Raw genomic sequence first — 26,132 nt, forward strand, 5'->3', positions numbered from 1 at the left:
AAAGATTCCTGCTATCTTATCATTTATAAGTTTATAAGATTTATTCTTAAATATAACTCTTATTCTTTTGGCTCTAGCATATAGTATTAAAAAGCTATGCAGCAACATGGCACTGTTTAGTTGGGAAATGATTTTTACTTATTTAAAGTAGTAGAATAAAGATATATAGAAAGAAGAATTATGAAGAAAAGAAATATTTTAATTTTATCAAGCGTTTCAGCGCTTGGGGCTATCTTGCCAGTTAGTGTTATTTCTGCTAGCACTAATGAAATCAATAAAAACCCTGATGAAAATGTTAAAGCTTTGCAAGCTCAGTTGCGTGAAATTTTAAAGAAAATAGACTTATTAATTTATCCAATTGATATGGATGCTTTTAATCACGCCATTGATTCTATTCCTAATGTTGCTCAAGAAGAACTAGATAAAATTTCAAAAGTTATTACAAATGATATAGAAATAGCTAAAAGTGTATCTTGATTAAAATATTCAGCAATTTATTCTATACCTGCTGAATATTTACCAAATATCTACAGTAAAATTGATCAATTTTATGCAACTATTAATCAATCATTGGCTCAATTAAGTGATCAACCAACAGCAAATTTAGCTAATGAAGTTAAAAATTTTACAGATAATGACTTTACAACAAAATCACGTGCATTTCGTGAATATTATAATACTCATATAGACAAGCTTAATAGCAATACTTTAGGTTCCTTGAGTTATAATTTTTATCAAAACGTCCGTTCATGAATGCAAGTGCCACCTATGACTGCACAACAATTTATTGATACCTACAACACCTTGATAAATATGAATGCACAAATGCAAAACTATAATTTATATGTATCATCAATTAATTATATGCTTACTAATAATTTCATGTTTCCTGGGTTAGGTTCTGGCCCTCAAGCAGCAGCACTTAAACAAGCTAATAATAACCTAGCAAATGCCTTTCCTAACAAATCAGGCCCTTATAATGCCCAACAAATTGCTCAAATTTGACAAAATATTACTGATTGTACAACAAATGCAATAGCTGCATCTAAGGACTTTTATACCTTTGCAGTAGACTTGCAAGTTAAAAATGGACTATTTGATCAAACTGTAGCAGATAACTTTATATCAAAAAATGTAACACCAGCTACTACATTGAATGATATCAATAATATATATGCTCCATATAATGCCCTTATTACCATTTATACTGGTGTGCAAACAATTAATCAAGTCAAACCATTTCTTGAAGCTTTAGAAAAAGAAAAACTTGTTTCATATTGTCCTGATGAATATGCAGAATTAAAACAACAATATGAACAATATAAAAACTTAGATCCTACGGCTCCAAATGCCTTACAACTGGCAACTCAATATCAAAACAACATCTCATCAACTCTTCAAGGACTTACTGCAACTTTACTATCAGCTGCCTTTCCACAAAATCCATCCATTCCAAATGCAATGGGCACACTTTATATGAATTCAACTAATAAAATTATGAACTTTGAAATTGCAAGTGGCGTTACTTGAGCACAACAAGTACGTGAACAAATTGATATAGACACAGCTCTTATTGATAAATTTAATAACTTGCAAACTCAATTATTAATCACTACAGTTGGTCCAAGTTCGCCAGCGCAACTTAGTCCAGAACAACAAGCTAAAAATAAAGAAATTAATCTTAATTACAACTTATCTACAAGTAATGTTCAAACAGAATTCCTCAATGCTAGAAATACTGTAGAAAACTATATTACTTCAATTAACGATGGCTCAACTCAAAACCTTTTAGCTAGCGATATAGAACAAGCATTAGCTCAACTTAATGAGGCACTAAATACTTTAAATGGATTTAGTATTCTACAAGACATACAAAATTCAATTGATAAACTTAAACCACTTGTAACAAGTGATGCAATTGACCTATTATTAAAAGAAAAGGCTCAATTGCAAAACCACTTCCAAGCTCAAAGTTTAATTAATAAAATTGCTGCTCTAAGTACAAATATCACGCAATTCCACACATTCATGAATTCTGGTCTTTATGCTACTATGGCTCAATTGAGTAACTATAACTACCAAACAATGTTCAAATTAGCTAATTATAATGCTTATGATACATACCAAAATGATTTAACTCAATCAACTATTTATACAACTTGCAAAGCCTTTGTAGATTCAATTGCAGATCAAGTATCAGTTTTATTTGATAGCAGCAGTATGAAAATCAAAATTACTAACCCTGATTTAATTACAAAATTCATTAATCTAGTAACCTATGAATACAATGCTGAAAGCTTACTTATTCCTACTTATTGAGCTGGACTAAATGCTTCAGTATCAGCATTATTACAACAAGCTAGCTCAATTAATGATCAAAATACAATTGATCAAATTAATAATCTTAGCTTAAATATTACTAAATACTCAGCAGCTAAAGACTTAAGCACAGTACCTTACTTCTTTGCACTTAAAGCTGGATTCAATAGCATGCTAACAACTTATTATACTTCTCTCTTTGCTAGTGATAAGTATCCAAATCTTTCTCAAGAATTACTTAATAGCTATATTGTAGAAGCTAAAAGTGGTACAAAAACATTAGCTAACTTATTAAACCAAGCTTCAAGCACTAGCCAAGATGCTAATAAACTTGTAGCAGTATTGCAACAAGCTAGAAATGCACTTCCAGCCAATACCACTAGTGCCAATAACTTAAGCAATCTTAATACTGATATTTATAACAAGATTTTAAATAGCAACAATCAAGTATTGCCTAATGTTTTAGATGTAAATATCAACACGTATATTACTGCCCTTAATAACTGAATGCTACAAAATCAACGTATTAGCGCAATTGAATTACTTAAACCATTAAGCTCATTAACTGCAAGTCAAGTAACCTATTTTACTAATGAAATTAATCAAGATGCAACTCCTGAAAGTATCCAATACAGCTTGCAACAAGCTAAATTGTTATACCAAGCCATGGATAATGCTCTTGGAGCTGCTAACAATTATAAGACATTAGACAACCTTAAAGCCTTTGCTGCAGCAAGCAAAGATGTAATGCAAGCTATTAAAAACGCCTATGATCAAATAGATAGTCTAACTCAAGAAAGCTATAATGGTCTAAGTGCAATTAAAATTAATCAAGCTGCTAATAATTTAAATAACTTACTAGATAACTATAAAGCTCTTGTTCCGGTTGTTCCTAAACCAAGCCCTAAACCTACTCCAGTTCCCGAACCTAAGCCTACACCTGTTCCAGTAACTCCAGCTCCTAGTCCAGAAAAAGATAATACAACTCCAACTGTAGATAATAATCCAACTAATAATTCTTCTCCATCAATTTGATATTGATTACCTACTGTTATTGTTGGAGCTTTAGCAGGAGTATTTGGTACAATCGGATCAGTCTTTAAACGTAAGAATAAGAAATAGTCGGTTGCCCGACTTTTTTCTTGCTTATTGCTAGATATAAAAATCATACCCGGAGGCATGATTCATTAATCTAATTCAATATCATTAATAAATGTAGCTTCTTCACTATCTTCATCTTCAACTTTTGTTTCAGGTAAGCTAGCTGTGTATTTACATTTAGGGAAGTTTTTGCAAGCTACAAAGGCTTGATTTTTCTTATTAAATCTTTCAACTAAGATACCACCATCCATTGGACATGGAGTATCGAATTCTTTAAGTGGGAAAGTATAAGTTTCAATTTTGCTATCTGCTTTTTCAAATTCAGTTACAAACTTGTCTCAGAAATCTTGCATAACAAGGTCTTTGCTAATTTGAGCTTCGGCAATTTGATCTAATTCAGCTTCAACATGAGCTGTATAGTCTTCACTAATAATAGTAGGGAAGCCAGAAATTAAATCTTTAAGCACAATTTCACCAAATTGAGTAGGTACTAAAGCATTAGCTTCTTTAACTGCAAAGTTTCTATCTTTTACAATTTTAACTGTAGCAGCAAAGGTTGAAGGTCTACCAACTTTAATATTGTCTAGCGCTTCAATTAATGACCCGTCATTATATCTAGCTACAGGTTTAGTTTCATGGTCTTCAAAGATAAAGTCTTTAACTGGTACAACTTGATTAACTTGATAGTTTGGATCAATATCTTCACTTTCTTTACCTGTAACAACATAGTATCCATCATATTTAATCTTAGAATACGAATTTCTAAAAGTATATGAGCCATTTTGGTAAGTATATGAAGTTACTTCTCTAATTGGTTGCTTAATTAGTGCTTGTAATGTATTGTCATAAATCATTTTATAAATCTTAAATTCAGATTCAGTTAGATTATATAAAGCTTTAGCACTAGTTGGAGTTAGTTCAATATGAGTAGGTCTAATTGCTTCATGGGCATCTTGATCTCCACTAAATCCTTTAACTTCACTAGCAATATAATCCTTACCTCATTTTTTCTCAATATAGCTATGTGCTTGGTCGATAAAGTCTTGTGATAAACGAGTAGAATCAGTTCTTGGGTATGAAATTAGCCCGCCATCTCCAAATCCTTCATAAAGTTTTTGTAAGACATATTGAGTAGTTTGAGATGAAAGTGGTGACTTACGGTAAATTACAGCTTGCTTGAATGGTTGCATTGCTGGCACTTTTCTTTCACTAACCTTAACATCAGTTACTAATAATTCTTTTTTAGCTGTGGCAAAGTAGTTTTTGAATTCTTCAAGTTGAGATCCAATGATTCAGTCTTTTCTATCTCCAGTTACACTAGCATCAAAATAGTAAGCAAAATTGTCTTTACCAAGTTTAGCTCCAAGGGTAGCATATTTCTCTGGAATGAAAGCTCTAATTTCATTTTCACGATCAACAATGAGTTTAAGAGCAATACTTTGCACTCTACCAGCTGTAGGTGTTCCAGGTGCTTGTTTTAGCTTAGTACGCATTAATTTAGAAAGTCTAAAACCAATGATTCTATCTAGCATTCTACGTGCCTTTTGTGCATCAATTAAGTTATAGTCTAATTCTAATGGTTTAGCTAAAGCTTTTAAAATAGCATCTTTAGTAATTTCATTATATTTGATCCGAGAATATCTATCTTGTAGCTTTAAATATTCAACTAAGTGATATCCAATTGCTTCCCCTTCACGGTCAGGGTCAGTTGCAATATAAATGTGGTTAGCATTTTTAACAGCTGCCTTTAATTGTGCAATTACTTTTTTCTTAGTTGAGTCAGCACTATATTCTGGTTCTCAATGTTCCATATCAATTCCAAAGCCATAAGTTCCAGTAGTTTTCATTTTTAAAATGTGGCCTACACTAGCGATAACTTCAAAGTCATCTCCAACATACTTTTGAATTGTATTTACCTTATTAGGTGATTCGACAATAATTAAATTCTTTGTTCCCATAATTAGTAATAACTATACCTTTATTTTTTGAAATTGATAAATATTTTTTTAAGATTTTGCATATCTTGTCTCCTTAATTATTTATTTAATAATTAAAAAGATAAAGAAAAATGCTTATGCAGCATTTACTTAATTAGATTATTATATAGTTCATTAACTTTGCTCATTAATTCAGTTACATTAGCTGTTTTAAAGACTCTATCTTCATAAACAATCTTTCCATTAATGATAGTAGTATAAACATCTTTACTATTAGTTGAATAAACAAGTGAGTTAATAATATTAGCTTTTGGTGTATGGTTAATATTATTAATATCAACTAGGATTAAATCAGCTAAAAAGCCAGGTTCAACTTTTCCTAAGCTTTCTTGCATGTGTAATGCTTTAGCTCCATTAACTGTAGCCATCTTTAATGTTTCTCAAGCCGGAAGTAGTGTTGGTTCAGCAAAAACACCTTTTTGAATTAGTGAAGCAAACTTCATTTCTTCAAACATATCTAAATTATTATTCGAAGCAGCCCCATCTGTCCCAAGACACACATTAACTCCTTCATCAAGTAATTGAGCTACTGGTAAAATACCTGAAGATAATTTTAAGTTAGAACATGGGTTATGTGCAATTGAACATCCCACACGTTTAACTAATTCAATATCGCCTTGAGTTAGATGTACCCCATGAGCTACCACAGTTCTATTAGTTAAGTTACCTGTTTCATAAGCTTCTTGCAATGAGTTAATGCCATATTTAGCAATTGCATTTTTAACTTCAGCTTTAGATTCATTTAAGTGAATGGTATGTAAGCAACCTAATTCTTTTAATAATTGTGCACAAGCAACTAAATCTTCTTCATCATTAGTATATACTGAGTGAGGAGAGACAATTCCTTGCACTAGATCACTGTCTTTATATTTATTATATAAATCTCTTGTTTCTTGTAAATTTCTTTCAAGTGAATCTCCAGTAATTCCAGTTCCTAAGAAAGCTCTAATATTTACTTCACTAGCAGCCTTGGCTACTTGAGTTTCTTGAAAATACATATCTAAAAAGGTAGTAGTTCCGCTAGCAATCATTTCTAGCATTCCAAGTTTAGCTCCATAGTAAACTTCTTGTGCCCCCATTTTGGCTTCAACTGGGAAGATACAATTAAATAATCAATCTTCTAAGTTAACATCATCAGCATGGTTTCTTAATATTGTCATTGCAATATGAGTGTGGCAATTAATTAATCCTGGCATTAGCACATTACCATGAGCATCTATCACTTTGTCAGCTTGAAACTCTGGATCTAAATCTTGAGTCACATTAACTATATATTTATCTTCAATATAGACATTTCCATCATAAATAACTTTATTTACATCATCCATTGTAATAATTGTGGCGTTTTTAATTAATATTTTCATTTAAACTCCTAAATATTTATATATAAATATTATTATATTACTTATTCCTTAAGTTTATGTGTAAGAAAAGAGGGCATTTTGCTTACTTCTAGCATTGCTGTGATACAATTAATTTATAACAAGTTAGCTTGAGATGGAAGGATTTATGCAAAAGGAAAAATTAGTACCAGCTATTAGGTTTAAAGGGTTTGATGAGGAATGGAAAGATATTTATTTATCACAGGTGGCTTCAGTTATAACTGGAGGAGAACCTCCAAAGCACTATTCAAAAACTTTTAATCATAAAAAGAATTTTATATACCCAGTATATTCTAATGGTTATGATGAAAACGCTTTATGAGGTTATGCTGATACATATAAAGTGGATAAACCAAGTATTACATTTTCTTCTATAGGAACATTAGGCTTTCCAACAATAAGGTTAGAACCTTACACACCAATAATTCGTCTAAAAGTTATACTTCCTATATTGAATCAAGTTGACTTACAATATCTAAAATATGCCTTAGATCAGTCAGATTTTATGACAAACGCAAGTGGAATTCCTAACATGAATGCAGATCAGGTTAAGAACATAATTATTAATTCTACAGATATTAACGAACAAAGAAAAATTGGATTATTATTTAATAATATTGATCAATTACTTCTATCTCAAAGGTCAAAACTAGAAAAACTTCAAACAATAAAACAATCATTATTAAATAAAATGTTTGCTTCATATGATCAAAAAACGCCAGAAATAAGGTTCAAAGATTTTCTAGATGCATGAAATCATAAATTAGTAAAAAGTTTGGGTTACATTACTACAGGTAATAGTAATACTCAAGATAGTGATGTAAATGGTGCTTATCCATTTTTCATAAGATCTGATAAACCTTTAAAAAGCAATAAATATCTTTATGATGAAGAGGCTGTTATTACAATTGGAGATGGTAATATAGGTAAAGTATTTCACTATGTTAATGGAAAATTTGACTTACATCAAAGATGCTATAAAATATCAAATTTTACCGATGTTTTAGGAAAGTATTTTTATTGATATTTTTCATCTAATTTCTATGATAGAGTCATAAGAATGTCAGCTAAGGCAACAGTTGATTCAGTTAGATTAGAAATGATAGCAGATATGGAAATTTACTACCCATCTAACAAGAACGAGCAATCTAAAATTTCTACACTCTTAGATGGTCTAGACTCTCTTATCCATTCTCAAGAGCAAAAACTTGAAAAGTTAAATAGCATCAAGCAAGCTTTATTGGAAAAGATGTTTTGTTAATATAGTTGCAATTTTGGCAGCTATATTTTTTATATTCCTTGCTTATTTATCTCATCCCCAAAGCAAGATTTTTCCCTCAATTTCTATATAATAGACTGAAAAAATAGGCTGAAAAATTGAGCTATATGTTAAAATATACAATTATGGAAACAACTATGTATAACTCTTTGATGCAAATCAAACAAAAACACGATGAATTAGAAAAACAACTTCAAGATCCAGAAGTTATTAATGATATTAAAAAGTACACAAAATTAAACAAGGAGATTAACTCAATTCAAGATATCGTAGATGCTTTTAATAGCTATCTAGAAGCAGAAAGCAATTTAAAGAATGCTAAAGAAATGCTTAAAGAAAATGATGACGAGCTAGTTTCATTAGCTAAAATGGAAATTGCTGAATCTGAAGGCAAAATGCAAAAGCTAACTGATGAATTAAAGATTTTAATTCTACCTAAAGATGAAAACGATGATAAAGACGTTATCGTTGAAATCCGTGGAGCAGCTGGTGGAGATGAAGCTAACATTTTTGCTGGAGACTTATTTAGAATGTATTCTAAATGAGCTAGTCAAAATGATATGAAACTTACTTTACTTGAATCTTCTGCAGCTGAAGCTGGTGGATTTACTCTAGTTGTCTTCTCAGTTAAAGGAGATAAACCTTATTCAAAACTTAAGTTTGAATCAGGAGTACATAGAGTACAAAGAATCCCAGTAACTGAAACAAAAGGTAGAGTTCATACTTCAACAGCTACAGTTACAGTTATGCCTGAAATAGATGATGATATCAACATTGAAATTAAATCAGAAGATGTAAGAATTGACGTTTATCGTTCAAGTGGTAATGGTGGACAATCAGTTAACACAACTGACTCTGCTGTTAGAATTACTCACTTACCAACTGGAATTGTTGTTACTTGTCAAGAAGGTAAAAACCAAATCCAAAACAAGGATATTGCCTTTAGAGTGCTTAAATCTAAGTTATATGACATTGAACTTCAAAAGAAACAAGCTGAAGAATCAGGTTACCGTAAATTAGCTGGTTCTGGAGCTAGAAGTGAAAAGATTAGAACATATAACTACCCACAAGATAGAGTTACAGATCATAGAGTTTCTTATTCAACTAGCTTACTTCCAGTTATGGAAGGTAAGTTAAATTCAATTATTGATGCACTACTTGCTGAAGAGCAAAATGAAAAAATTGCTGAAGCAGGAATTTAATTAATGCCTACAAAAGCAGATTTATTACTTGAAAAAAGAAGATATGGTTTACCTCAAACTGTATCTTCTTTTGAATTAGAGCTCCTTGAGCAAGGGATGCCAGTGCAAAAAATTATGGGCTACGTTGATATGCATGATGTTAGAATCAATGTTAACCATAAAGTTCTTATTCCACGTTATGAAACTGAAGAATTAATTTTACTTGTTGAACAAGCATATCAAAATAGAAATAACTTGCAAGCGCTTGATTTATGCACTGGCTCAGGTTTTATTGCTATTGCATTAAAGAAAGCTAATCCAACTTGAAGTTTAACTGCTAGCGATATAGATTCAGAAGCTATAGCGCAAAGTGGTGAAAATGCCTTAAGCAACCATGTAGATATTAATATTATTCAAAGCGATTTATTTAATAATATAGAGCAAAAATTTGATGTAATTGTTTCAAATCCACCTTACATTCAAGAAAGTGAGCAGCTAGATGCTAGTGTAATCAATTTTGAGCCACTACATGCCTTATATGCTCCCCAAGATGGTTTTTACTTTTATCAAACAATTATTGAACAAGGACAAAACTACCTCAATCCAGGTGGCAAAATCTTTTTTGAAATTAATCCTTTTCACAAACAATATTGAGAACAACTTCAAGCGAAATATCAAATTGAAATTCATAAAGATATGGCTGGCAAAGATCGCTTTGCTATTGTATCATTTAACTAATTCACTCTTAGAGTGGATTTTTATTACTGATTTTATTTCTGATAATTTGCCACTTTCATTTGACTAACAAACTAATAGAGTTATGCTTTTTTAAATTGAAAATAGGTTATTTTTCTCTATAATTTTTATAACAATAATAATGCTATACAACATTATTCAATACAACTTAGGAGATAGATATTAATGGTTTTTCTTATACTAGGAACAATAATTATTTACATTCGATTTTTTAGTAAAACTAAGATATTTAGTCACTTTGTAAAGATAGTCTTGCCTAAAATTATGAAAAATAAAATTATGGTTCAAAATACTTTCTTAAAATGAATGAATAGAAAAATAATAATCTATGTGACTTTAGCAATGGTGGAATGAACTATTGGTATTGGTCTTGGTTCTATTGCTTTAAAAATAACAATCTACAATTATGAGCCAAATAAAATTAATGAAACAATAAAACTTTTAATTAGAATTTTTAGTCTAATAGATATATTTGGTAGCTTATCTCTAACTATAATTGCGGTGGAATATTTTAATTTATTAAGTCACCTAGTTAAAATTAGAATGCAAAATGCTTCAAATTATGATCAACAAATCCTTGATAGTTTTTTCATTTCTTCAAATGGCAAAAATGACCAAATAGATTACAAACAATTATCAAATAAAATAATCTTATTACCTATAGAAAGCAAAAAATTAATTCAAAAAGTAAAGTTAAATAAGTATCTAAACAGTCGAAATAAAATGTGAAACTATTGTGCCTTAATTTTTTGTAATAATTATCTGATAAAAGGAAGCAATTTAGTGTTAGAACCAAGTAAACTGCAAAAATACTATCAAGAAAAGATCAATTGTATTTCTGGGGAGAAATCATGTTAGGTTCATTGGGAATAATAGCTTGTTTCATCTATCTGTTAGTCTCTAAAAATAAAATTCTTTTTGTATTATCTTCAGCTTCTGCGAAATATTTCTTGTCAAATAAGATAAAAATCAATAATAAAAGCTTTAACTTCATTTTTTCAAGATTACTCCTTGCTATTGGAATTTATTGTTTATTTATCTTACCTAGCATTTTATTTATAATCATATTTAATCTTTTATGAGCCAATAACATAGCACTTGAATATAAAAACATAAGTTGATTTAGTGCAATGCTTGTTGTTGACTATTGTACTGTAGCTATGACTTTCTTATTTATATGACTTAATATCTGATTAATATACAAGTTTGCTTACTGAAAATATAATAACAATAAGCTAAGCAATATTAAAACACTAGAAAGCGTAATCTTTGAAAGCAATGAAGCAAACCAAATTGTTTTTTCAACTCAAAGTAAAACTGATACTTATAAAGTTTATGGTTTCGATATTACTCAATATCTCACCAACAAAAATGCCACTTATGATGGAGCGAAATATGTAGGATTTTGAATTTCTGCGAATCGTTACTTAAATGGAAACAAATGGTGAAAATATTTATTACTTCTTATGCCACCAATTTATACAACTTTAAATGGTAAAAGAATTGAAATGACACATTATCAAAACTTTTATAATAAGCACTTTCTCAATATGGATTAGTAATTACTATGCAAAAGCATAGTTTTTATTTCTCTTCTAGAGTACTACAGCACAGCATTAAAAAACACAGGTTACCCCGTGTTAATTATTCATTCGCAATTTTATATTAAATATTAATTTACTAGTTAACTTTGAACATCCTATTTATTAGACTCATGTTTTTGCTCTTGTTTTCAAATGTAGTACTTAATATTAAAGAAATATTTTCGATAACCAAATTTATAGCTGTAGAAGAGTGAAATATATCTTCATAAAAGTCAACTATCGCTAGTCAAATATAGATAAGCTAAGGCATCAATAGAAAATTTAGTTGGGTCGAGTTTTCAATTCAGATCTAAATACTTTCCTTTTTTAAAGTTATCTCCTAAAACCATCCGAACAAAATAAAATGCAATTGATTCAAAGGCTGTAATACAAAATAGCATTATCACGTATCCGTATGTATCATCCTTTATAGCATAATGCGGGATGCAAAGTGGTAATAGTATTACAATTTGAACAATAAAAGCTATTGCAGTATACAATGCATTTGTATTAGCTATAGCATTTACTGTTTCAAAAACTTCTATATCAGATGGGGCCTGAAGTTTGATTTTAGCTTTATTGTTCATTATTTTCACCTTCAACAAATTCGATATTTAATGCTGATGCTATTTTTTTATAGTGACTAAATGGGTACATTGCCATTAATAATCTTCTATACAAAATAGTACATTTTGAATTCTTAGTAAATATGATAATTTGTATCAGCTCTTCAGTATCAACTTTTTTACGAGCTATTGCCCCAGTAATTAAAAATGAGATTATAAATACTAAAATTAAGGCTGCAAAGATAATTAAAATTGCATATAGTACATATAAGTAATAATTGTCTTTAAACATTTGTGTAAGGAATAAAATTAATCATATGATTAATTCTATCAGTAAAGCCACTGGTGATGCATACAGTAATCAAAGTATGATTTTGACAGTTGTAGCATATTTAAAAATATTGTCTTTTGTCTTTAGTTTAGTATGGATCATAATAGTCTCCAATTATTGGGTTGTAAATTCAAGCACTACATGTACCTGTACATGAGCTATTTTGATTTAATATAACTTCATAAATAAATGTTTGATAATTATCTAATAAAGTTGTTTCATATAGAGGGATGTCAGTAATATCTTTGATTATAATATTAAATTCATAAATTCATCTATTGATTTCATGTAACATTTTTTCTTGGATGTTATTATCGCTTAAAGTGCCACTATTGTGATCAATAGCCTCATAAATACATTTTTCGATTGCATTAATATTATTTTTTATATATTCTATGCCATCCTTAACAACTTGAGAATCTAAATCAAATTGCTTCTTAGTTAATTCTTGTATTTCGACAGACCCTTCTATAATATTTTTTACATTTAAAGGCACAGTTATAGAAGTTGCTATAGCCGATGGATCAAGAGTTATAACTCCCGCTATTTTTCTAATAAATGAAAATATTCCTCAAACAATCTTTCCAACTGATGGAATAATTGACTTGCTCGGATACTGATTATTTGTTATTAGCATATCCTTTCTTCCTTTTTCCAGTCGACTTATAGCATCCTTTAAATATCTAATTAAATCTTTTAAATAAAATTGTTCTTTCTTATCCATGCTTCTAGTAGACCAAAAATATTGTCTTGTTTTTAATGATGTTTTTAGAATTTCATACCCTAGAATGTTATCTAAATTTTTAAGAAACTTTTCTTTTGTTTCATTATCTATTCCTAGTTCTCTCAAATTAAGTTTTTTTAAGAGATCTACAAAGAGTAATAGGTGAATTTTTTCTTCTTCTGAATAATTTTCGGTTCAATTTTTATCATTTTCATGAACCATTTTATTATCAATAATTTGTTTTTCTTTCACTACTGGTTGATACGTTTTTGGTGTTTGTACAATCATTTGACTCCTTGCTCTGTTTTTTAACATTTGAAATATAATATTTTTCTATTGCACTAAAATCTATGGACCAATTTTGATTTATCTTCTTTAATGCGTATGAGGTATCATCATTAAATTGGTTGTTTAGCCATAATATATCTTGAATGCAAGCTTGTATGTCATCGAAATAAATAAAGTAATTACCAAAATTAAAAAGCGAATTTTTTTCGTTTGCCTCTTCATTATCTTCAGCATCAAAAAACTTTATAGCATAAGTATGAAATATTTTATAAATGATATTGATTTTTGATATAAAATCATTATAAATTTTGTGACTCGAAATATACAGCAATATTGAAATTAATTTAGGGGACATATTAGATATAACATCTCCAAAAAATATCTTAAAGTTAGTTAGTTCACTATATGGTGACATATAATAAATGAATATTTCGAAATCCAAATTATATTTAATCGCTTCAATTACATTATGTAGCATTTCATCATTATTAATATCAATTTTGTTTATTAAAAAATTTAGATCATTAATTGTTTGTATAGTTTTACTTCTCGTTTGTCTTTGTTGTAAAAATAGAATTCAAGAAGTGAAAAGCTGGCAAACTTTAAAAGCTAATATTCATTTTGGTTTTAAAACTTTAATATTATCAACTAGGGTAATCATACTGTTATCAATATTTTTATATTGCATGATTTCTATTTTTTTATTGTTAATTGTGAATTTTGTATAAAATTCATCTCTTTTATCAAGAAAAACTATAGAGCTATTGATAATTGAATCAACAATAATATTTTTCTCAATAATATCACCATTATTATAAATTAAGATGTCAATATCAGCAGCTTCTCTGTTTAGAAGATTTAACAATTTCAAGGCATAGCTTCCATGAACAACTATTTCATCTCGTTGCAGTAGTTTAAATATTGATTTATCCATATATTATTCCCCACTATTATTATATAAGCTACTCGTTCGAATTCTTATATTTTGTTATTGTTTCCACATTTTGTTCCATATTTTTAAAAATTTCTTCAAATAAAACTTTTTTATCGATAACAGACCAAATAATGTGTCTTTTAAATAACTCGTTCGAAAGAAGGGGTTATTTTTGTTATGATTAATTTAAATAAATATATAAGTAAACAATTGACAGAAGTAGGAAGACAGATGAAAGAATTAGCGCAAATTTTAGGTATAACTACAGAATCTATGATTGAACAATTTAACGACACTATGGAAAAAGAAGCGAAGTCTTTTATAAGAGAAGAAAAAGATTTAAATCCAGATAGCAATGTCAAAAGAAATGGTTATAGAGAATCCACAAAATATACTTTGAATGGAAAAATTACATTAAAAATACCAAGAGTAAGAGGTAAAAACTTTATTCCCAGTGCATTAGCAAAATATGAAAAATGCTCAAGGGATTTCGAAACTTTAATCGCAATACTTCTAGCTTCTTTCTTATCATATGAACAAGTTTCAAGAATTGTTGAACTATTCACAGGAATTAAAGTCGGGCATTCTTTAATAAATAGGATAAAACAAAAGATAGATATATTGTCATCACAAATGTTTAAACATGATATTCAAGGAGAATGATTAGCTCTATTTATTGATGCTTCATATCACAATGTTATGAAGTGATACAATCCCATAACAGGTGAAATTGCTGAAAACATATTTGATGTTGATGATAAGAAGAATTTTATCAAAAAGAGCTATAAGGTAGGAGTATACACAGCAATTGGTATAAATAAAGATGGTTATAAAGAACTTTTATCTATGAAAGTGCAAGATGCTGAATCTAAGATAAATTGAAGTAAGTTTCTATATGAATTAAAAGAAAGAGGAATGGTTGATCAAGAATTCATAATTTGTGATGATTTCTCAGGTAATGATGTTCTAAAAGAAATATTCCCAACATCACAAGTACAAAAATGTGTTATTCATAAGATAAGAAATGCACTTACACATGTAAACTATAAAGATAGAAAATCTTTTGTTGAGGCGTTTAAAAAGATTTATACAGCGTCAAACCTAGAAATTGCAGAAAAAGAGTTTATTTATTTTAAACAAACTCACTATGACAAATATCCAAAAGCTGTAGAAATATTAGAAAAATCATTAGATGAAATTTTGAAATTTATGAAACTACCTATAAAGCTTAGAAAATTTATTTATACAAACAATATAAGCGAAAATTTTAATTCAGCACTAAAAAGATACATAAATGAAAAACGCTCTCACGCTAGTGTGAGAACGCTTCAATATTTTTGTAATCTTGCTAGCCTGTGAATAACCAAAAACTGAGCTAACAAACGCATTATCTTATAGGTAATGCACATAAATTATATATAATTTTTACAAGTCGTTATAAATTAAAGAACGAGTTTGGACCCACTAATTGGTCCGTTATCTTTTTATCACTTTCGTAGTTCAAAAAAGGTATGATAGTATATTAATAACATCCAGTATTAAAAAACACAGGTTGCCCCGTGTTAATTATTAAATGTAAGTTATTTTAAAGTAAATAATTTCTTTCCAACTGTTGCATTAGCTTCTAAATTACTAATTTCTTGGAATTTTGAATCTTGTGTTAACACAAATAATACATCTTTATTAATGTTTTCATTGTTAAATCTGTTTAAGTCTAATTCAAATAATTTATCCCCAGCTTTAACTGAGTCATTTAAAGCAACAAAAGCTTTAAATCCAATTCCATCTAATTTGTAGCTGTCTTTTCCAAATAAGATAACAGCTTCAACACCATTACTTGAGTTAGATAAAATGATTTGAGATTTATTAGCTGGCATCATAGCAATTTTTCCATCAAATGGAGCAACTACTTCAGCTTTTGTTTCGTTTGTTAATTTGATTCCAAATCCTTTTCCAACTAACCCTTTAGAAAATACACCATCATTTAATGATTCTAATGTAAATGTTGTTCCTGTCACTGGTGCTAATACTTCAATTTGGTTTACTACTTGAGTTTTAGCTTCTGTTTTAGCACATCCACAGTTGCTTTCGCTGTTAGCTTGTACAGATGAACATAAAGGTTTTAATTCTTCTTTATTGCATTTAATAAAGCAGTTTAATTCTTCGGCACACGGGAATGTTGCTTGTACGTGTCTTGCAGCATCAAATACCTTAATGTCGCTTGCTCCAAGTCTTTTTAATTCTTCAACATTAACTAATGTGATATTTTTAACATCGTATCTTAATTGAGATACTGAGTTATTAAAAGCTAAAATATTATCAAAACCACCAAATGCATCAATAATAGCAGCTAGATTGCACATATCTTTGTGATTAACTTCTTTATTTTTTATGTTTTCAAACATAAGATCTCCTTATTTAAAATATTACTTAAATTTTATCCTATTTTAGATTTCATAATCTAAAAAATAGAGATTTTTATCTAGCGCTTTTTACCTATCTCCTAGGCTTAAAGAAGCTATATTTCTTAAATTGCAAAGCTAAAGGAAAACTAAATAAACTTCTTGCAATATTAGACTAAATAAAAAGTTTTATTTTCTATACAAAATTCTAAATATGGAACAAAATGTGGAAATAAATTCAATTTTAGCTAGGTTGTCTCACTTCTTTATATAATAAAAAGGTAAATATTTTAAGGAGTATATATGAATGAATCAAGTAACAAGAAAAAAATTTACTGGCTATTTTCAATCGGAATTATCTTAGCAATTGTGCTTATAGCAGCGCTATATACCCTACTACTATTGCCTGTAATTATGCCTATATTAATGGATGAAGTTAAGGTTTCAAAAAATCCTAATGAAATCAAGTTTTTTATAGCAGCTGAAGTATTCTTTGGAATATGGCTTCTTATCCTATCCCCATTTATTGTCTTCTATAATTTAAAATTTGGATTTAACCTATGAATCAGAATATTAATCAAGGACTTTGAAACACCAATTCATCGTTTTCCTAGTCAAAAAGGTAAATTACTTGCTTTTATCTACAAATATATCTACATTAAACCAACTTATGATCTTGATGTAAATTCAAGCACAGTAAAACAAGGCAATAAGAAAGCAATTGCTTGCTTAATTAATACTTTTCCAATACTTAATTTAATTTTTGCTCTCACAGGTCTAGGGTTAATTATTAATGCCTTTGCTAATCCATCATATCATGGATCATTTATTAATTATATGTTTATGATTTATATATTTGCTATGCTTGCAATCCTTGGATTGTATCCATTAAATCGACTAGTAATTTATACTGTTATTAAAGAAAATAATTTAACTAGTGCTGATTTCAATTCTAAATATACTAAACTAATGATTAAGTTATTTGGAAGCAGATTCTTCTCTTGAATTTTAAAAACTCAACTATGTACAATTGCTTCAGTTAACCATGAAGATAACTGAGAAAAAATCGAATTTGATTAATATAAAAATGCCTAAAGCGCTATATGCATTTTAGACATTTTTTATTTAAATAATGCTGTTTGATAATTTGACCCATAAACTTTGGTCAACGTTTCACGATATGAATTTATTTGATGTGGATATTTTGTTTTATCAGTTCCGTCAATAACATTATAAGGTTGCACATAACCATTAATATTGCTTGAATAAAATGGCATATTTAAAGCATAACCAACAGTTAAAGCTTTTTCTAATTGTACTTGAGCATTTTGATTATCAGTTAAAGGCTGCTTGCCATTATGTCCAAATAGTAGTCCTACTGGTAAATTAGAATCATTTACCACTAATGAGCCAGAAGCTCCTCCAATAATATCACATGGTACTAAGTTTTCATATGCTAGACCATAAAATCTGCTTCTAGGTTCATTATTAAATTCTGCTCCATGATTTGCAATAACATTGCCATTATATCAATCAATGGTACGTCAAAAGTTTCGATCAATACTATGCACCAGGCCAGTTGAACTGCCTAGCATAGAAGGAGCTACATTATATAGCAACTGATTTCTGCTAGCATTAACAAATGGATATCCAGCAAAATAGTCTCAGGTAGGTTGCTTTTGAAGCTTAACATTGCCAAAGTATTTTTCAATATCGCTACTTACTTTATTTATTTTGTTAATGGTGTTAGGTTGCTGAATTACGCCATCTTTAGTTCCTAAAACATTATGTGCAAATAATGCAACTGAACCATAATCCATTCCAGCATATGGTAAAGTAGAATTTTGCATTGGGTAAGAACCACTTTTGAATTTTTCAATTGATAAGTCTAACTCTTTGATTGCATTATTAAGCTTGTTGGTTAAAACGTTATTATTTGATTTCATTTGTTTTAATTCTTCAATTCTAACCCTTTTTTCATTCTCATTTAGCTTAGGATCAAGTGGTGGTAAAGCATTGAATTTTTCTATGTCATAGTCAAATTCAATTACCGAAAACTCTGTATAGTAACGTCCTTGGTATAGAGCAGAAACTTCTTGATCCATAAAGTTGTGTGCTAAAAACAAGTTTTTAGGTCACATTTCATGGTTTAATTGTTTATAACTATACTTGCGTCTTGCAATTGTTCAATTATCAATGACTCCTAGGCGAATATTGGTAATTGATTTTTTACGATTGGGTTGTGCATTAAAAGCAAAGTCTTTATCTGAATATAGTTCAGCTGCGACATGATAATTAGTAGCAAAGAAAAGCTTATATTTAGTATCTGATTCTTTACGATAATCTAACAATCAAATAGTTCCAGCTGTATTAGTTCCATCACTAAAATCTCAAATTAAAGAAAAGGTTCGATTTAGAATGGAACTAATATAAGCTTTATTATTTTCAAGTTTTCCATCAACATTAGTATCTAGTTTAAATTGTTTTAAGTTAGGATGTTCTTGATAATATTTCTTAATCTCTGCTGTAGAAAGTACTTTGTCTTTATCAATTTCACTTTCTCCAGAATGATCAGAAATTTGTTTTTTAAGTTTTGCAATTTCATCAAGTAATTTAGCATTTTGTTCCTGCAATGTTGCATTAGAACTATTAGCAACTTCTAAGGCACTTTTAGCACTTGCTAATTGAGCTAAAAGTTGTTCCACTTGCTTGTTTAATTGTTCTTGTTGAGCTTGAGCTAATTGAGCTTTTAATGACTGAATTTGCTCTTGATCTTGAGCATGAATGTCATTAGCTTGTTTAATAGTTTCTTGTAAGGATACAATTTGCTTATTTAGCTCTTTTATTTGTTCAGCCAGATTTTTATATTCTTGGTTATTTTGTAGCTCTTTTACTTGTTGTTGCAATCTAGCTATCTGAGTTTGGCAATTAGTTATATCGCTAGCATTTTGTTGTAATTGTTCATTCAGCTCTTTATTTTGAGCCTTTAATTCTTCTACTTGAGATTCTAATGCAGCATTAGTGTTTTTAGCTTGAATCAATTGTTCTTGAACTAAAGCTAAATTGCTATTAACTTGCAATAATTGTTTGTTTGCATTTGTTAAATCATTTTGTTTTTGCCCTAAAGCTTGATTTAGTTCATTAATTTGTTGATGTAGTTGTTCAATTAGCTTATTTTTCCGATCTAGTTCCTGTGCTTGTGGATCATTACATGATAAAGCCACTAAGGGTATTAAACTTTGCACACTTATTGCTCCTAGAGCAAATTTCCATTTTTTCATATCATATTCCTTTACTTTTATCTTGAATAATTTTAACATTCCCACTAAAATTTAAAGTAAATTTACCTAAAGCAAAATAAAAGCCACTATTGTGACTAATATTAAATTACTTACTAATTTGTTACTTTATTGGCATCTGTAAACTTTTTAGCAAAGTCATTGTATGCTTGTTGGTATTGCACTAAAAGTTCTTCAAGCTTACTTGAATTGTTTTGACTATTTGCAAATTCATTAGAGTATTTATCAATAAGCCCTTGAGCTTGTACTCTAGCTTGAGAATAAAGATCACTATTTGCCAGTGTTTTTAAGTATCTATAAAATTGAGATCTAAGATTTTTAAAAGGCTTATATTGTTCAGTCCCAAACCCTAGAAGTAAAAATCCTTTTTGAAGAATTGGATCAATGAAATTAAAGAAGTCTAAATATTGCTGTTGAATTTGTTCAAAAGGTTGATTTAAATCAATTTGGGCCATTTCTTTATGCTTTTCAATTTCACTGCCATATTGAGCTTTAAATAAATCCATTTTCATAAAATTATTTATTGAAGTTTGCTTTCTTGACATCTCTGCAGCATAGTGATTCAATCCTTCAATTTGCATTTTGCCTTGATTATATAGTTCTAAATAGTCCAAAGCAGTTTTCAGAAAGCTTTCTAATTGATCAATGACTAAATCTTTATTATCAGCTAGCTTGACTTGTGCTTGCATTTCTTGTGCTAGACTATTTAATTTATTGTTTTCTCATTCTCAAGATGTGTAATATTTTTCATTGCACAATGTTAGAATGTTTTGATAAAGGTAGCTATAAAAATTAGCACTTAATGTTGGATTAGTTTCAGTATATGAATTCAATATACTAGGCAATTGATAAAAGAACTTTCAATAAATGGCTATAGTTTTAGTTGGCGAAAACTCTGATTCTTGTTTTATATTTACAATCTTGCTTCAAACTTTACTATTATGCAAAGCTTTTTTAATTGGCTCACTTTGCTTATTAGCTCACATTTCTAAGCTATTAGAAATGCTAAGAACTTGCTCAACTTGAGTTTTATATTCAGTAATATATTCATTAAATAATCCATCCAATGAGTCATAAAACTCCTTAAAAGTATTAAATGCATTTTGATTTGGATTGTTGTTTCTTAAAAAATAATTATCATTTAGATAATTATCAATTTGATTGATACATTCATTTGTTTTATATGTAACATAATAATCATTTTCATCTTTAGCTTTATTTCATAAGTCTAGATATTTTTTTCTCATTTCTAAGAGAACTGGTCGGTTTTGTTTTTCTCAATCTGTTCCTTGCTTGTAATTTATAATAGCCTTAGAAACACCGTAGGCAGCAGCTCCTAGTCCAGAAGTAATTACTAAAATTGTAAAAATAATTGATACTATTTTAAATTTATTTCTTGCCATATCTTCCTTTTAATATTATTCTATCATAAGCAATTTTTAAAGTAGAAAAAACGCACTCCCGTGCGTAAAAAGCATTCACTTTTTTAAACAACAAAATCTTTTTTATACTGAAACCACTAATAGTTACCTACTAGGGAACACTTTATCTATGATAAAGTCAATTCTTTTATATAGTGGCATTTATTTTTATGCAAAAGAGCATAATTTAGTGCGATATAAATAAAAGTTAGTTTTTTATCCACTTTATAAAAGTTTAGCGTGTAAGCAGCATTCACATGCGTCTTACAAATTTATTATATTATTTATTTTCTTAATATAACTGAAATTGTGCTCTGTTCCACATTTTTCCACAAATTGTGGAAATTTCCACATTTTTAGTCCTTTCAAGTATTTAATGTAATAACTTAATTGCATTAGATTTCTGTCTAGTACTAAAAATTAAGTTATTAAATGCTTATTTTTTTATAAAAAATAAGACTAATTTTAATATAATTAGTTTAATTTAATTAAAAATATATATAACAAGGCTAAAATAGTCAAAAAAGGAGAAAAAATGATTAATGTTAATGAATTTAAACCAGGTATCACATTCGAAGATGAAGGTGAAATCTTTGTTGTCTTAGATGCACAACACTCAAAACAAGGACGTGGTCAAGCTAACGTTAAAGCTAAAGTTAAAAACTTAAGAACAGGTTCTACAACAATTAAATCTTTCACAGGTGGAGATAAAGTTAAACCAGCTCACATCGACAAAAGAAGAATGAATTTCTTATACTCAGATGGAGAAAACATTATTTTAATGGATAATGAAACATTTGAACAAGTTGAAATTCCAGTTTCACACGTTGAATGAGAATTAAACTTCTTAAAAGAAGGTCAAGAAGTTCAAATCAGAAAATTCCAAGAAGAAGTATTAGACGTTGAATTACCAGCAAACGTTGACTTACTTGTAACAGAAGCACCTGACGCTGTTAAAGGAAACACAACAACTAACCCTCAAAAGAAAGTTACAGTTGAAACAGGATTCGAATTAGAAACACCTATGTTCATCAAAGAAGGTGACGTTATTTCAGTTTCAACAGATTCTGGAAAATACGTTGGAAAATCAAATAAATAATGAACTGAATTACAGTACCGTACAATTCTAATCAAAGTTACATCGTACAAGAATCTGCTATTGTAGATGCTGTATCTAACGCGATTGAAAGTACTAAATACGTTAAAAGCAATCTCTCAAATATGAGACTAAGCTTTGACGATGATCATTCTAATGTACAAATTTACATAGATGTTAAAATTCGTGGGGCACAAAGTAACGAAATTGATCCATATGCAATAATTAAAGATTTAACTTTTAAGATTGAAGAAAGTGTTAAAAGTTTAATTGACAAGAAACCTAAAAATGTACAAGTTGTTTTAATGGACATTTACTAAAATGCAACGCAAAGAATTTCCTAAAGAAAAAATGTCTTTTTACCGTAAGCTCTTTAGCAATGAGGTAAAAAGCGAAATAGATAAATTTACAAACTTAAACAAAAAAAGATATACCAAAGCAACAGAAAAATATTTAGATCAAATTAATAAGTTGCTACTTGAATTGCGCGACCATAAAATCGCTGACCAGGATTTAATTTCAAACAAAGTGCTTTTTAGACGTTTGAAAAGAGAGCACGCTTTCTTACGTAATCGTTTATGAGCCATCTTATTTGGAATTGTAGTTTTAGCGCTTATTATTACTATTATTCTGCTTGCAATCTTGCTATAAAAGAAGATTTATGGAAAATAAAAAAATTAGAAACTATTTTTCAAGGTTATTTGGGACATTTAAATGACAAGATTGATTAACTTGTGCAATCGGTTTTACTTTAATTGTTACATATATAACAATCACAATTCTGGAATGACACTTCAGAAGTCTTTGAGTACTTGAAGCATATAATATTGCTGGCCCAGGTGGCAAAACAATTCTTGATGATATCAAAGAAATATATGCAGCTGGAGATCCTAATGCTCAACGTGTCATCACAGAGTTAGTTTATCCAAATGCTACCTACTTATTTTGAGGTGGCTCAACATATTGATTCACTTTTATGTCAAACGTTTTAATGGGTGTAACACTCTTTATTTACCCATTTTATCAAAAGTCACGTAGAGCTCAAACGTTCTACTTTGCTTCTATGGTTTACATCATTATTGTGATGTTAGGTTATTGAGGAGGTGTTATTTTTGACAATAGCATCATTACTCAAAATCGCCCATTTGAAATGATTAAAACATTAATCATGCATGCTGGTGCACCATTCTTAGGATTATTTACGCTCTTTGTCTATGAACGTAAAAGAATCCGGATCTCAACTAGATCAATTTGAGGCTTTGCAGCCTGACCTATTGCTTACTTATTATTTACTGTAGCAATTTACTTTATTGGTTACAAATTCATGAAACCTTTTGGTGGAACTGAATTGCAAAGAGGTGTAACAATCTATGGGGTTGTTTCCTTCTATCATCCGATTGGATATTCAGGAGATAGTCTCTTTGTTGTAGTAGTGCTAGATGTAATTATGGTCTTATGTGCTATTTTTACAGCTCCGGCCATTGGCTTTACTCTTCGTAAGGTGCTTAGAATCTTACTTCCAAGACAAAAGAAACCTAAAAAGGTTTACTTCATTCGTCCTGAAACACGTGATGCTATTGCACAACATAAAGCTGAAATTAAACAAGCTAAATTAGACAAAAAGAATCAAAAATTACTAGCAGCTAGCAAGCAAGATGCGCCTGAGGCTGCTGCTCTTGAAAATAATAATCAAGATCAAACAAACTAAGTTAATTAGTTTGTTTTCTATAACTATAAAATAGGAGAATTATGCAAGAAAAAGAAAAATATATCGCTTCATATTTTCAGAAGACTAAAGATATCCTTGCAACTAAATTACCACAAAATAAGATTGTAATGCAATTTTTTCAAAGAAAAGATGATGCAATCTTATGTGGTATCAATGAAGTACTTGATATTTTAAAAACTCAAACCGATATTAGTAAATATACCATTAGATATTTACCTGAAGGTAGTCACATTAACAACTTAGACATTGTTTTAGAATTAGAAGGACAATACCAAGAATTTGGTATTTGAGAAGGATTAATTGATGGGATTTTAACTCGTAACACTTCTATTGCAACAAATGCATATCACTGTGTGCAAGCTGCAAAAGGTAAAGAAGTGATTTTTATGGGTGATCGTGCTGACCATTATGTAAATCAAGAAATTGATGGTTATGCAGCTAGAGTTGGTGGAATTAAATTAGTTTCCACATTAGCACAAAAAGACCCAGCAGTTAAGGAAGAAAGTGTTTTTGGTTCAATGCCTCACGTTTTAATTCAAGGTTTTAATGGTGATGTAGTAGCAGCCACACGTGCTTACCATGAATTATTCCCAAACAATAAACTAATTGCTCTAATTGATTATCACAATGATGTTATTAATGATGCTTTAAAAGTATGGAATGCTCTAGGAGATAAGGTTTGAGGTGTTAGAATAGACACTTCTAAAAACATGGTGGACCACATGTTTGATGGGCAAGAAGCTCAATATGGAGTAAATCCTGAACAAATCTTTAGACTAAGAAAAGCTTTAGATCAAGCTGGAGCTACTAATTATAAAATCGTAGTATCTTCTGGATTTAATGCAGAAAAAATCCAAATGTTTGAAGAACTACATGTACCAGTTGACTACTATGGAGTAGGACAAAGTATTTTTAAACTTAACAATTCTTTTTCAGCTGATGCTACTGTTTTAAATGGACAACTTCAAGCTAAAGAAGGCCGTAGTTATAGAAAAAATCCAAATCTAATTACTTATAAATAGAAAGGGCGTAAGCTCTTTTTTATTAGCCTTGACAAAATTTCAAAATAATGTAAAATTATTAAAAAGTTAAAAAGGAGTGTAAAAATATGCAAAAAATACTACTTTTGGATGCACATGTACTTTCTAAGGAAATTTCAATTTCACACAAAATTCTTGATTTAGTACAAGAACAATATCAAAAAGATCCCAATAATCAAATTACTCGAATTGATTTAAATGACACAGTTTTATCAAAAGTTTTCATGACAAGCCAAAACATGTCAACTTACTGACAAGATGTAGAATCAGATAAATGGATTGAATTAGTTAAAAATACTGATATCTTAGTTATCTCTAACCCAATGATTAATTTTTCAGCACCTGTAATTATTAAAAACTTTATTGATTCAATTTCAGTTGCGAATAAAACCTTTAGCTACAAATATTCAAATAAGGGTGATGCAATCGGGCTATTAACTAACCTTAAAAAAGTTATTATTGTTTCAACTCAAGGAGCTCCTGAAGGATGATATCCATGAGGAACACATGCAGCTTGATTAGAAGGAACATTTAAATTCTTAGGAGCTCAAGAAGTTCAACATATTAAATGATATGGTACAAAAGTTAAGCCAACTAGTGAAATAAAATTAGATCAGTTACAAGACTATCTTGAAGAACAAATTAAAACAGCTATAAAATAGGCTTAAAAGTTAAATTCGTAAAATTATGGAAGTTTGTCAACA

Annotated in this window: 23 protein-coding genes; 14 read left to right on the top strand and 9 right to left on the bottom strand. The window is 29.3% G+C overall.

The genetic code is table 4. The features are described from left to right. Positions 1-180 precede the first annotated feature (180 nt). Positions 181-3,441 carry a hypothetical protein gene (locus ACNQ2T_RS00295; protein WP_418035692.1) on the top strand — a complete coding sequence of 1,087 codons (3,261 nt, stop codon included), beginning with the start codon at positions 181-183 and terminating at the stop codon, positions 3,439-3,441. A 65-nt stretch (positions 3,442-3,506) separates the two neighbouring features. Here the strand turns inward: ACNQ2T_RS00295 and topA are convergent, their stop codons facing one another. Further along, the gene (gene topA, locus ACNQ2T_RS00300; RefSeq protein WP_416755108.1) at positions 3,507-5,378 is read right to left on the bottom strand and encodes a type I DNA topoisomerase; all 1,872 of its coding nucleotides are present in this window, start codon (positions 5,376-5,378) and stop codon (positions 3,507-3,509) included. A 125-nt stretch (positions 5,379-5,503) separates the two neighbouring features. Beyond that, positions 5,504-6,781 carry an amidohydrolase gene (locus ACNQ2T_RS00305; RefSeq protein ID WP_418035693.1) on the bottom strand — a complete coding sequence of 426 codons (1,278 nt, stop codon included), beginning with the start codon at positions 6,779-6,781 and terminating at the stop codon, positions 5,504-5,506. Between the two features lie 145 nt (positions 6,782-6,926). Here ACNQ2T_RS00305 and ACNQ2T_RS00310 point away from each other — a divergent pair, with 145 nt between their 5' ends. The 5 genes from ACNQ2T_RS00310 to ACNQ2T_RS00330 all read left to right on the top strand — a co-directional run bounded on the left by ACNQ2T_RS00310 (position 6,927) and on the right by ACNQ2T_RS00330 (position 11,574). After that, positions 6,927-8,060: a restriction endonuclease subunit S gene (locus tag ACNQ2T_RS00310; protein WP_418035694.1), complete on the top strand. Its 1,134-nt coding sequence runs from the start codon at positions 6,927-6,929 to the stop codon at positions 8,058-8,060. A gap of 143 nt (positions 8,061-8,203) precedes the next feature. Then, the gene (gene prfA / locus ACNQ2T_RS00315) at positions 8,204-9,280 is read left to right on the top strand and encodes a peptide chain release factor 1 (protein WP_474623438.1); all 1,077 of its coding nucleotides are present in this window, start codon (positions 8,204-8,206) and stop codon (positions 9,278-9,280) included. 3 nt (positions 9,281-9,283) lie between these two features. Next, positions 9,284-9,997 carry a peptide chain release factor N(5)-glutamine methyltransferase gene (gene prmC, locus ACNQ2T_RS00320; protein ID WP_418035695.1) on the top strand — a complete coding sequence of 238 codons (714 nt, stop codon included), beginning with the start codon at positions 9,284-9,286 and terminating at the stop codon, positions 9,995-9,997. A gap of 282 nt (positions 9,998-10,279) precedes the next feature. Next, positions 10,280-10,873 carry a hypothetical protein gene (locus ACNQ2T_RS00325; RefSeq protein ID WP_418035696.1) on the top strand — a complete coding sequence of 198 codons (594 nt, stop codon included), beginning with the start codon at positions 10,280-10,282 and terminating at the stop codon, positions 10,871-10,873. 272 nt (positions 10,874-11,145) lie between these two features. Next, on the top strand, positions 11,146-11,574 hold the full coding sequence (locus ACNQ2T_RS00330) for a hypothetical protein (protein WP_418035697.1): 429 nt from the start codon (positions 11,146-11,148) through the stop codon (positions 11,572-11,574). A 140-nt stretch (positions 11,575-11,714) separates the two neighbouring features. Here the strand turns inward: ACNQ2T_RS00330 and ACNQ2T_RS00335 are convergent, their stop codons facing one another. Genes ACNQ2T_RS00335 through ACNQ2T_RS00350 form a run of 4 tightly spaced genes read right to left on the bottom strand, consistent with a single transcriptional unit; the run spans position 11,715 to position 14,441 of the window. Then, on the bottom strand, positions 11,715-12,185 hold the full coding sequence (locus ACNQ2T_RS00335; protein WP_418019860.1) for a hypothetical protein: 471 nt from the start codon (positions 12,183-12,185) through the stop codon (positions 11,715-11,717). Next, the gene (locus ACNQ2T_RS00340; RefSeq protein ID WP_418019859.1) at positions 12,175-12,597 is read right to left on the bottom strand and encodes a hypothetical protein; all 423 of its coding nucleotides are present in this window, start codon (positions 12,595-12,597) and stop codon (positions 12,175-12,177) included. Before ACNQ2T_RS00340 ends, ACNQ2T_RS00335 begins: the two co-directional genes overlap by 11 nt. Then, entirely contained in the window at positions 12,584-13,507 is a 924-nt protein-coding gene (locus tag ACNQ2T_RS00345; RefSeq protein ID WP_418035698.1) for a hypothetical protein, read from the bottom strand. The genes ACNQ2T_RS00340 and ACNQ2T_RS00345 overlap by 14 nt, the downstream gene beginning before the upstream one ends. Next, positions 13,446-14,441 (bottom strand): hypothetical protein, encoded by a 996-nt coding sequence (locus ACNQ2T_RS00350; protein ID WP_418035699.1) that lies wholly within the window; start codon positions 14,439-14,441, stop codon positions 13,446-13,448. Before ACNQ2T_RS00350 ends, ACNQ2T_RS00345 begins: the two co-directional genes overlap by 62 nt. Positions 14,442-14,672: 231 nt before the next feature. Between ACNQ2T_RS00350 and ACNQ2T_RS00355 the strand changes: the two genes are divergently transcribed. Continuing rightward, positions 14,673-15,839: an IS256 family transposase gene (locus ACNQ2T_RS00355; protein WP_418035700.1), complete on the top strand. Its 1,167-nt coding sequence runs from the start codon at positions 14,673-14,675 to the stop codon at positions 15,837-15,839. Positions 15,840-16,021: 182 nt separating this feature from the next. Here the strand turns inward: ACNQ2T_RS00355 and ACNQ2T_RS00360 are convergent, their stop codons facing one another. Further along, positions 16,022-16,846 carry a PTS sugar transporter subunit IIAB gene (locus ACNQ2T_RS00360; protein ID WP_418035701.1) on the bottom strand — a complete coding sequence of 275 codons (825 nt, stop codon included), beginning with the start codon at positions 16,844-16,846 and terminating at the stop codon, positions 16,022-16,024. Between the two features lie 300 nt (positions 16,847-17,146). Between ACNQ2T_RS00360 and ACNQ2T_RS00365 the strand changes: the two genes are divergently transcribed. Next, on the top strand, positions 17,147-17,923 hold the full coding sequence (locus tag ACNQ2T_RS00365; RefSeq protein ID WP_418035702.1) for a hypothetical protein: 777 nt from the start codon (positions 17,147-17,149) through the stop codon (positions 17,921-17,923). Between the two features lie 41 nt (positions 17,924-17,964). On the opposite strand, the gene ACNQ2T_RS00370 is transcribed toward ACNQ2T_RS00365, so the two are convergent. Together ACNQ2T_RS00370 and ACNQ2T_RS00375 are read right to left on the bottom strand one after the other, a co-directional pair. Beyond that, entirely contained in the window at positions 17,965-20,124 is a 2,160-nt protein-coding gene (locus ACNQ2T_RS00370; protein WP_418035703.1) for an MIP family Ig-specific serine endopeptidase, read from the bottom strand. A 113-nt stretch (positions 20,125-20,237) separates the two neighbouring features. Beyond that, the gene (locus ACNQ2T_RS00375) at positions 20,238-21,545 is read right to left on the bottom strand and encodes a hypothetical protein (RefSeq protein WP_418035704.1); all 1,308 of its coding nucleotides are present in this window, start codon (positions 21,543-21,545) and stop codon (positions 20,238-20,240) included. 553 nt (positions 21,546-22,098) lie between these two features. On the opposite strand from ACNQ2T_RS00375, the gene efp reads away from it, so the two are divergent. The 6 genes from efp (at position 22,099) to ACNQ2T_RS00405 (ending at position 26,090) form a co-directional block, all read left to right on the top strand. Next, entirely contained in the window at positions 22,099-22,662 is a 564-nt protein-coding gene (efp, locus tag ACNQ2T_RS00380; protein WP_416738327.1) for an elongation factor P, read from the top strand. Then, positions 22,662-22,979, top strand: a complete 318-nt coding sequence (locus ACNQ2T_RS00385; protein ID WP_416741502.1) for an MMB_0454 family protein — start codon at positions 22,662-22,664, stop codon at positions 22,977-22,979. Before efp ends, ACNQ2T_RS00385 begins: the two co-directional genes overlap by 1 nt. A 1-nt stretch (position 22,980) precedes the next feature. Continuing rightward, complete coding sequence (locus ACNQ2T_RS00390) at positions 22,981-23,310, top strand: hypothetical protein (protein WP_416755259.1); 330 nt, start codon at positions 22,981-22,983, stop codon at positions 23,308-23,310. Positions 23,311-23,320: 10 nt separating this feature from the next. Then, positions 23,321-24,367: an MAGa3780 family membrane protein gene (locus ACNQ2T_RS00395; RefSeq protein ID WP_416755257.1), complete on the top strand. Its 1,047-nt coding sequence runs from the start codon at positions 23,321-23,323 to the stop codon at positions 24,365-24,367. Between the two features lie 41 nt (positions 24,368-24,408). Further along, positions 24,409-25,410, top strand: a complete 1,002-nt coding sequence (locus ACNQ2T_RS00400; RefSeq protein ID WP_416755256.1) for a nicotinate phosphoribosyltransferase — start codon at positions 24,409-24,411, stop codon at positions 25,408-25,410. 86 nt (positions 25,411-25,496) lie between these two features. Continuing rightward, on the top strand, positions 25,497-26,090 hold the full coding sequence (locus ACNQ2T_RS00405; protein ID WP_418035705.1) for an FMN-dependent NADH-azoreductase: 594 nt from the start codon (positions 25,497-25,499) through the stop codon (positions 26,088-26,090). Positions 26,091-26,132: the final 42 nt, after the last annotated feature.

Source organism: Mycoplasma haliaeeti (assembly GCF_048284645.1).
Classification (GTDB): domain Bacteria; phylum Bacillota_I; class Bacilli_A; order Mycoplasmatales; family Metamycoplasmataceae; genus Mycoplasmopsis.